Annotated in this window: 7 protein-coding genes; 2 read left to right on the top strand and 5 right to left on the bottom strand. The window is 42.8% G+C overall.

Going from position 1 to position 9,207, the window contains the following annotated elements:
- On the top strand, window positions 1-848 hold an 848-nt coding region (locus ACWNM1_RS18330; protein ID WP_449602105.1), incomplete at its 5' end, for a low temperature requirement protein A.
- A 99-nt stretch (window positions 849-947) separates the two neighbouring features.
- On the opposite strand, the gene ACWNM1_RS18325 is transcribed toward ACWNM1_RS18330, so the two are convergent.
- Window positions 948-1,895 carry a serine hydrolase domain-containing protein gene (locus ACWNM1_RS18325; RefSeq protein ID WP_449602106.1) on the bottom strand — a complete coding sequence of 316 codons (948 nt, stop codon included), beginning with the start codon at window positions 1,893-1,895 and terminating at the stop codon, window positions 948-950.
- Between the two features lie 171 nt (window positions 1,896-2,066).
- Here ACWNM1_RS18325 and ACWNM1_RS18320 point away from each other — a divergent pair, with 171 nt between their 5' ends.
- On the top strand, window positions 2,067-4,433 hold the full coding sequence (locus tag ACWNM1_RS18320; protein ID WP_449602104.1) for a YcdB/YcdC domain-containing protein: 2,367 nt from the start codon (window positions 2,067-2,069) through the stop codon (window positions 4,431-4,433).
- Window positions 4,434-4,533: 100 nt separating this feature from the next.
- Here ACWNM1_RS18320 and ACWNM1_RS18315 read toward each other — a convergent pair whose 3' ends face one another.
- The 4 genes from ACWNM1_RS18315 to ACWNM1_RS18300 all read right to left on the bottom strand — a co-directional run bounded on the left by ACWNM1_RS18315 (window position 4,534) and on the right by ACWNM1_RS18300 (window position 9,085).
- Window positions 4,534-5,355, bottom strand: a complete 822-nt coding sequence (locus tag ACWNM1_RS18315; protein WP_449602103.1) for a TerC family protein — start codon at window positions 5,353-5,355, stop codon at window positions 4,534-4,536.
- 357 nt (window positions 5,356-5,712) lie between these two features.
- Window positions 5,713-6,603 carry a carbohydrate ABC transporter permease gene (locus ACWNM1_RS18310; RefSeq protein ID WP_081393202.1) on the bottom strand — a complete coding sequence of 297 codons (891 nt, stop codon included), beginning with the start codon at window positions 6,601-6,603 and terminating at the stop codon, window positions 5,713-5,715.
- Window positions 6,604-6,628: 25 nt separating this feature from the next.
- Complete coding sequence (locus ACWNM1_RS18305; protein ID WP_042130723.1) at window positions 6,629-7,513, bottom strand: carbohydrate ABC transporter permease; 885 nt, start codon at window positions 7,511-7,513, stop codon at window positions 6,629-6,631.
- 207 nt (window positions 7,514-7,720) lie between these two features.
- Window positions 7,721-9,085 (bottom strand): ABC transporter substrate-binding protein, encoded by a 1,365-nt coding sequence (locus ACWNM1_RS18300; protein ID WP_449602102.1) that lies wholly within the window; start codon window positions 9,083-9,085, stop codon window positions 7,721-7,723.
- Between the last annotated feature and the right edge of the window lie 122 nt (window positions 9,086-9,207).

The following is a 9,207-nucleotide window of genomic DNA, read 5'->3' as shown; positions in this document are numbered from 1 at the left end:
TTTTTGTATTAATAATGACGGCCAGCTTATCGGTTAACTTTGATCAATACTATATGCCATTTCTAATCGGTTATGTTGGCTTAAGAGCTATGACTGCCATTCAATATCTTACGATAAATAAGAATGAAGCAGCTGATAGAAAGGACACTGCCCGTTATCTGGGAAGTCGTTTTTGGATTGGATTAGTGATCTCTGCTTTATCACTTTTCTTTGACTCTTGGATACGTTATGTAGTTTTGTATGCGGGAATTACTGTAGACATCTTGCTTCCATTAATCGGTCGGAAATACTTGGTGAAAAGCCCGATAAATACTCATCATTTATTAGAACGTTTCTCGTTGTTTACCCTCATTCTACTTGGTGAATCAGTGGTCAGTATACTTGCAGTCTTACAGTCTAGCCACTGGACGTGGCAATCTATTTTATTTGCATTATTAACGTTTCTATTAATTATAGCTATGTGGTGGCAATACTTTGATAATGTTGAAAAGAAAGTGGACAAAACCATAGAGACTGCCGGGCAAACCATAATTTATGGGCATTTATTTATTTATGTATCCTTAAGCATGATTGCAGCTTCAATCCAACTGCTATTTTTAGAACAATTAAATTACACATTTATGGTATGTTTTATTTTTGGATCGGTCCTGCTCTACTTCTTCTCTACCTCGTTGGTCTTCCATAAATACAGACGTTTACAGCAAAGATTAGGGATGTTCCATTTAGCTTCATTATTAGGTCTACTTGGAGTTTTTTTCGCAGTAGATTTGTTGTTCCTTATACCCAATTACCTGATTATTGGAGAAATGATGTTATTTTTTGCTGTGTATGCAAAATTAACGACTTGAGCTTTTAGCCACGAAGCTGAATAAAAACAGGAAGGAAGCCGGGTCATTGCAACCAGGCTTCCTTCTTTCATAATGGGAGTGCGCGGTATCTCCCTGTCGTTACTGCCCAAGAAGCGCTGGCACGATAAATCGGCCGAACACATTAGCTGGTGAGCCTTTCTTGTATTTATCCGCAGTAATGACTGCAACCAGCTCATAGGATGGAACCACAATAATATGCTGGCCCATGAAGCCAAGCGCAAAATAATAAGGGATCTCCTTTGGCTGCAGCTCCGTACCTGCATTGAATGAAGATACCCACCAGTGCCAGCCATAGAAGCCCTTCTGCGGTAGCGTGGCTGAGACATAAGGGTGAGTGGACTTCTGAACGGTATCCGAATGAATGAGCTGTTGATCCTTCCAGCGCCCTTCTTGCAAATAAAGGAGACCGAATTTGAGCATATCCTCAGGCATCATATAAAGGCCAAATCCACCAGTATGTATGCCTTGCGGATCACTGTCCCAGCGGTAGCTTTCGATGCCCAGCGGTTGAAATAGCTGATCTTCAGCAAATGCTGCAACGTCTTGTCCAGAACATTCACGCAGAATAGCGGATAAGAGCTGAGAGCAACCGGAGTTATAGTTCATCTTAGTGCCTGGTGTATGAGATAGCGGCTGGGCGAGCACAAACTTTATCCAGTCTGCGGTTCTAGTCATGGTTGGAAAGGAATTCTTCCCCCCAAATTCGGTCCAGTTAAAGCCTGCTGTCATTGTTAATAAGTGACGGATAGTGATTTCTCTTTTTCGTTGATCTTGATCCTCCTTTAATAAAGGGAAAAATAGAGAAATAGGTGTATCAGGTGGCGGAACGATTTGTTTATCTATGGCTATGCTGACTAAGGCGGCGAGCACGCTTTTGGTGCATGAGTTAATTTTACCTAGCTCCTTAGCGATTTCTGGCTCGCGATAATGCTCCAGTATAGGTTTTCCATGTTGAACGATTAGACAACTGCGAATTTCTAGGCCAGTAATACCGTCTATAAGCGGCTGAAGGTTCCAATCAGTAATGTGAATGGCCCCCTTTCATAGATGAGTTGAAGCTGTAGCTGCCTACCATTATAGCTTATATAGTGTGCATTACATAAACATTGTAATTTCCTGTCGTTAATTAAATATGGAAAATATAAGTAATTATCTGTATAATGTTATGAATCACGTGTAAGAGGAGGATGAATTCTTTTGAAAAGCAATAACACTCACTTTGTTCATCAGACAGCTAAAACGGTATTGATTACTTCAGTCGCCATCGCATTATTGTTACCTCCAAGCTTGGCCGCAGCCGATTCTATATCTGCAAGTAGCAACACTACGATAACACAGGTTAGCGCACAAGCACCGGTGACTACAACGAACTCCGAGGCAGATCTTACAAAAGTGAAATTCACACAGGAGCAAGCGATTGCGAAGCTAAAAGAATTATTCCCATCCCTAAAGGATGCAACGGTAAACAATGTTCAACTGGGATCTAACCAAAGCTACCCCCCTCCAGCAAATCAAATGATCTGGAATATTCAGTGGCAGATTCAAGAGGGCAATACGGGATTTGGCTTTAGCAGTGAGGTAGATGCCATTAATGGAGATATCATCAGTACGTATATTTCATACCCACGCGAGAATAACGAATCCTATTATCCACCGAAAGTATCGCAGCCTCAGGCACTGGAGATCGCCAAGGCTTTTGTGGCTAAGGCAGCCTCATCGGTTAAGAGCAGTGATCTGCAATTAAATGAGAATGCTGGTTATAATTATTTTTCAAACGCTTTATTCGGTCCTGTTCAATACAGCTATTACTTCAGTGTCATGAAGAATGGTCTTCCTTCTGGATCGGATAACATTAACATAGCCGTGGATGGCAACGGTAATGTAATTCAATTCTCTAAGTTTTCTCAAGGGCTTGAGTATCCGTCTGCACAGCCGAAGATTACCTTGGAGCAAGCGCAGAAGCAATTTGCGGAACAGTTTGATGTAGGCCTTTTTTACATTCCTATTTATAAGAACGGAAAACCTAACAACTGGATTCTAGGCTGGCGCCCAGTGGATCAGTCTTTATATCCTATCGATGCATTGACAGGCAAGAGAATAGATTATGAAGGAAAAGAATCTGTATTCACCCCAGTCGTGTATTCAGATGTAGCAAAGGGTAAGGATGTCTTTCAAGCAAGAACTTCAACTACAGAGCTTACTGCAAAAGAAGCGGAACAGCTTGTAAAGAAGGTTGCTTATATTCCAGCAGATCGTAAATTGATCTCCCAAAGCTTGAGAAATGACTATCAGGATAGAGATCGGAAGATCTGGCAGTTATACTGGGGTGGTAGTGGAAATGAACGCTACATTGGGGCTGGCTTTCCAGAACAATCCTCTGCCGAGATCGATGCAAAGACCGGTGAAATATTACAGTACCAGGTTCAAGCTTATGGTGCTACTCAGGATAAGAAGAAGGAAGAGCCGGTCCCTGCTGGAGGGAAGAAGCTTAGTGAGGCCGAAGCTAAGACTAAAGTACTTAGTATAATAAATAGCCTATATCCTCAGGCGAGTCAGAAGCTAAAGCTTGTAGAATATGGAGATAACTCAAACGTTACTTCAGACGGATCAGGATTTAGATATCAGTTTATTAGATATCATCAAGGCATTCCTGTGAGTGACAGTACCCTTACGGTAAACTTGGATCTTTACGGCAGACTGATTTCTTACATGGGGAATCGGATAAACGGTATCGATGAAATCACATTATCTCCTGATGCAACAATTTCCAAGAAGGAAGCGCTCGAAAGTTATAAACCTAAATATCAGACTAAGCTGAAGTATACTCAGGTTGGTGGATACTATAGTTATAATAGTTATGCCGCGCCAAAGGTGAAGCTGGTATATGATACAACTTTTGATGAATCTAATGGAATATATCAGGTTTTAGATGCAGCCACTGGAAAATGGGTAGCCGTCTATGATTACCTCGGTCAGCAAGATGCTCAAATATCTGCAACGGATATCAAAGGTCATGCAGCAGAACAACCATTATCAGAATTAGTAAAATATCATGTGATTACTCCGGATGCCGATGGTAAAGTAAACCCGGATCAAGAAATAACAGTTGGCGATTGGTTAACCTATCTTGCCAAGGCTTCTAATCCGAATTTCAGCAGTTATATTGCTAATAATGAACGGAAAACTGTGGCAGGTGTGAAGCCTGAGAATTCATATTATGATGTTGTTACTTATGCAGCAGATCGTAAGTGGATTAACAAGGATCAAAGCCTGCAAATTGATAGCAAGTTAACCCGGGAACAGCTTGCTGTTCAGCTGGCTAATTTTTTGAAATACAACAAACTCACAGCCTATCTTGATAAAGATGTAACGGTAAGTCAGTTCAGTGATAGTGCATCTATAAACAATAAGGGAGCGGTGGCTCTTGTTGTGAAATTGGGAATTCTAAAGGATGACAACGGCAAGTTTAATCCGCAGCAGACGGTAACGAAAGCACTGGCGGCTACGGTGATTATGAAGCTAGTGGAACTGCAAGGGAAGACGGATCAGATGATTGGTCAATAACAATATTTAATGCAAAATAGGAGTTAAAAGAAAAATAACCCGAAAGACGAACACCTAAAGGGTGCATCTTTCGGGTTATTTATTTGTGATTCAAATTGGATTAATGGAGTTGTTTATCTACTTCTTTAATTGGGTTCTCGTTTGCGTTCTCTTCAACCTTGCTGCTCATAAACCAACCAATTGCAGCGATGAGTACGAGTACAACATAGAAGGTGAGCTTCCACCAAGTGCTATGTGCGAAATCTTCGGAAAGAACACCAAGTGAAGGGTGTGCCAAGGTGATGACTGCCAGCTTAACTCCGACCCAACCTACGATGAAGAAGGCTGCAATTTCAAGACCTGGGCGAGTGTGGAGCAGTTTAACGAAGAAGGTAGCTGCGAAACGCATAATAACCAGTCCGATAAATCCACCGGCAAAGATGACGAGGAATTGACCGCCGTCAAGTCCACCGATTTTCGGAAGTCCACTTGCAGGAAGAGCAACCGCGAGGGCAACTGCTGCAAGAATGGAGTCGACCGCGAAGGCGATGTCAGCAACTTCTACTTTAAAGACAGTAAACCAAAAGCTGGATTTCTTTTTGTTGACTGCAGCACCAGTACCACTCTCAGCTGCTTCATCCGTAACTGGCTTCTTGAACAATAGTTTTCGGAAGATATGATTCCCCGCGATGAATAATAAATAGATCGCGCCGATGGCTTGTACTTGCCAAATATCAACCAGGTAAGAGATGACAAATAGTGAACCGAAACGGAACACGAAGGCTCCGGCTAATCCGTAAAACAGTGCTTTTTTTCTTTCCTCATCAGGAAGGTGTTTAACCATAATTGCCAATACCAGTGCGTTATCTGCGGCTAGTAGTCCTTCAAGTGCTACAAGAACGAGTAATACCCAGCCATATTCTAATACTAATCCCCAATCCATTACTGTTGTCCTCCCTTTTCTAATGCAAATATCTACTAAAAGATACTTACTATACCATTTTAACCATTTTTATATAAAAAAGACCTTTACCAAACAGATTAGCCTTTGGAATAAAGGTCTAACCTGATTGGTAAAGGTCTCGCTAACAATGTTGAATTGCCAATAAAGCCGGAGAATATCCTCATATTCTCGTATTGACGACTTTATTTAACAGCTACTCCCCTTTACGGGATATATTAAATTTTTGATTTAATTCGTTGTGTTTTTGCCTAAGGAGATCATATACGAGTTGAAAGTTAATGTCAATAAAATATTGGAGAAGTAAGCTAGAGTTATCGTTATCCATTCCTTTTTGTATTACCCCTTAACCGCCCCAGCGGTAATTCCCTTGGTCATCTGTTCTGTGAAGAGCAGATAGATCAGGATAGTTGGGATGGCAATGATCGTCATAACAGCGAACTGAGCACCGTAGTTGGACGAGTATTCTCCGGCGAATTTCATAATGGAGAACGGAATCGTTTTCAGATCCTCCGAGGTGAGGAAGGTGTTCGCCATAATAAATTCATTCCAAGTGCTGATGAAATTGAGTACACAGATGGTAGCTAGTGCGGGTTTCGTAATAGGGAAGATGATGCGGAAGATCACACCGTAAATGCCGCAGCCATCGATAACCGCCGACTCTTCAATCGCACGAGGGATGGTCTCTAGAAATCCAGTCATGATGAGCACACTCATTGGGATGACAATAGCCGAATAAGGCAGAATCAGTGTGTACATATTGTTCAGCATTCCGAGCTTGTTAAACAGAATAAAGTTCGGCAGCAGTGTCGCGTGAATGGGAATAATCATGCCCATCATGATAAGTGACAACACGATACCACTTAGCTTCCATTTCATACGGGTGAACGCATACCCCATCATCAGTGACACTAGTGCGGACAGCGCAACGGTAATTACTGTAATGATAAGACTGTTGGCAAAATAGCGTGGTACACGCCCATAGGTAAAAGCGTTTCTATAATTCTCCCATTGCGGAGGGGATGGCCATTTCAGAAAAGAGCTTCCGAAAAAATCACCACTCTTTAGCAGGGAGTAATCGATCAGCCAGATGAGCGGAAATAACTGAATCAAAGCAATGAGACAAAGAAACACCATCATTAGGATTTTGCCAGTTGTAGGTTTACTGCGCTTCTGTTTATGAAGCTTCAGATTGAGGGGCGAAGCGGCAGGTGCTAATGAATTATTCATATGATTTCCTCCGGTTACAGGGATTCTAAAACTCTCCGATATCTTTCTTCAGAACCTTGTTGAGTATTACGGTCAGTACAAGGCAGAACACAATAAATAGGATGGATATGGCATTACCGTAGCCGTAAAGCGACGATGAGAAGGCTGTTTTGTAAAGGTAGTTCCCTAAGAATTGCGTGCTGTTCGCCGGGCCACCGTTGGTCATTAAGAACACGGTTTCCATTTGCTTAAGACAGGTTGTAACCGCGATGATAATGGCAACCCGCATCATAGGCGAAAGAAGCGGTATGATGATGCGCGTGTAGAGGGTATAGTTGTTCGCGCCATCGATCTTTGCGGCTTCGCTTAGATCACTTGGAATGCCCTGCAGGCCTGAATAATATAGCAGCAGTGCGTATCCAAAACCTTGCCACATTACAACAATAATGATGCACCAGATCGCTGTCTTCGGATCTCCAAGCCAATCATGTGTGAGTGAATCCAGTCCAACGCCGCTTAGCAACTTGTTGAGCAATCCGTAATTGGGATGAAAAATCCCGCTCCACAGCTTGGCTGTAACCACAACAGAAATTACTGCGGGGATAAAAAAGATCGTCCGGAATATTTTTTCGTATTTGCCGGAATTGGTCAGGAATATCCCTATGAGAATTGCAAAGGGATGCTGTAAGAATACAGTAGCAGCGGTCAGTAACAGGGCATTGCCCAGTGAAGTCCAGAATACTTTGTCATGAAATAGGATTTCGCGATAGTTATCAAAGCCGATAAAATTGTACTTGCCGATCCCGCCCCAGTCCGTAGAGCCGTAATAAGCGCTCATGAAGATAGGGATGCAAATCATAAAAGCAAACAGGAACAGCCCGGGTGCGATGAGTAGGAATATCGCTTTTTTGTCGCTTAACACTCTGTGCATGGAAATCTCCGTCCTTTGAAAGAGTAATCTATCTACTACCATCGTAACGGGAAGCTAGACCCTGGAACATGCCGTATATTTCAGATGATTGTACACATTTTTTCGAAAACAAACCCCCGGCCTCTGGGGAGAGTCGGGGGTTGTACGCTACTATTTATGATGTTAATTCAGAAGCGCCATGATCCATGTTCTTACTAGTATTAGAACTTATTTACCAGTTAATTTATCAGACGCGGCGTCAAGCGCTTTGGCGAATTCCGCTGTATTCATAGCGCCGGAAAGCAGGCTTTGGTGAGCCTCCATTACCTTTTGCTTGAACTCATCGTTACCAATATCCTGTAGCGGAGTTCCGCTGGAAGAGGTCATCGAGCTGAAGACATCGACTAGCTCTTTTTGGAGTTGAGTTTCATTACCAGTTAAGAATTCATCGAATTTTTGCGCAGGTGTACCCGCGCCAGCTTGCCATAACATTTTAGACCAGTTCTCAGGCGCGAAGAAATACTTCAAGAAATCAACAGCAGCTTCAGGATGTTTGGAGTTTTTACTTACTGCATATCCACCACCGTACCAAGCAGCATCATCTGTTGATTTACCTTTATCTGAACCAGGGAAAGCGAATGCGCCTACATTATTGCGGAATTCTTCAGAGAAGTTCACATCTGTTGCCAGGCCAGACTCCCAAGCGCCCATAAAGAACATAGCGGCTTGTCCTTGTCCGAACAAGTTACGCGCTGCGCCGTAATCGGCGGTCAGCCAGCCGTCGGCAAAACCTTTAGCATTCGCGAAATCTTGCATTTCGGTTGCAGCTGCAACAAGGCTAGGATCATTAAAGGATATTTTACGGGCAACAGCTTCATCCATCTTATTAAAATCACCATTTTGGCGTTGAGCAACAAACTCATACCAGATTGGCAGCGTCCATGCATCCATACCGTTCATAGCGATAGGGTTAATCTTGTTGGCACGCAATGTTTTGACAGCTGCGAGCAGGTCAGCGGTAGTCTTTGGAATCTCGATGCCGTTGTCAGCAAAGATTTTCTTGTTATAGAACATGACCATATAGTCGGCACTGCGTGGCAATCCGTACAGTTTGCCATCTTTGCTGAAGCCGTCCATAGAACCGGAAACAAACTGATCGCCTTCGAAGTCAGCGCTGTTCAGTTCAAGCAGTAGGTCATTATCGAGCAGAGGACTCAGGAAAGAAGGCTGACCCCAAGCTTGAATGATGTCAGGCATCTGATTGCTGGAAGCATATACTTTGATTTTTGATTTATAAGGTTCATCTTGAAGCGCTTCCACTTCTATCTTGACATTAGGATGCTCTTTCATATAAGCGTCGATAATGTCTTGCTCCACCTTGCCTGAACCGTTTGCCCGATCAGCAAGTGCGGTGAAGAACTTCAGTGTAATTTTTTCGGCTGGTGCGTTCGCTGTGGCCTCGGCAGTAGCTTCGGCTTTGTCATTTGCAGGAGCGTTGGTAGCTTTCGCATTGTTATTTCCGCCTCCACAGCCTGCAAGCAGAGCTGGAAGCATTAGACTCATAAGCATTAGCTTGATTCCTTTACTTTTCATCAAAAACCCACCTTTTTAGAATGATGTATTTTGAAGAAACGATGGTTATCCATCAAGGAAGACGATAACGTCGTTTCTTCTTGAAATATAAGAATGTATAAATTTCACGCTATACATTATCC

It is taken from the genome of Paenibacillus sp. Marseille-Q9583 (assembly GCF_976954365.1).
This window is presented reverse-complemented; position numbering and strand designations above follow the sequence as displayed.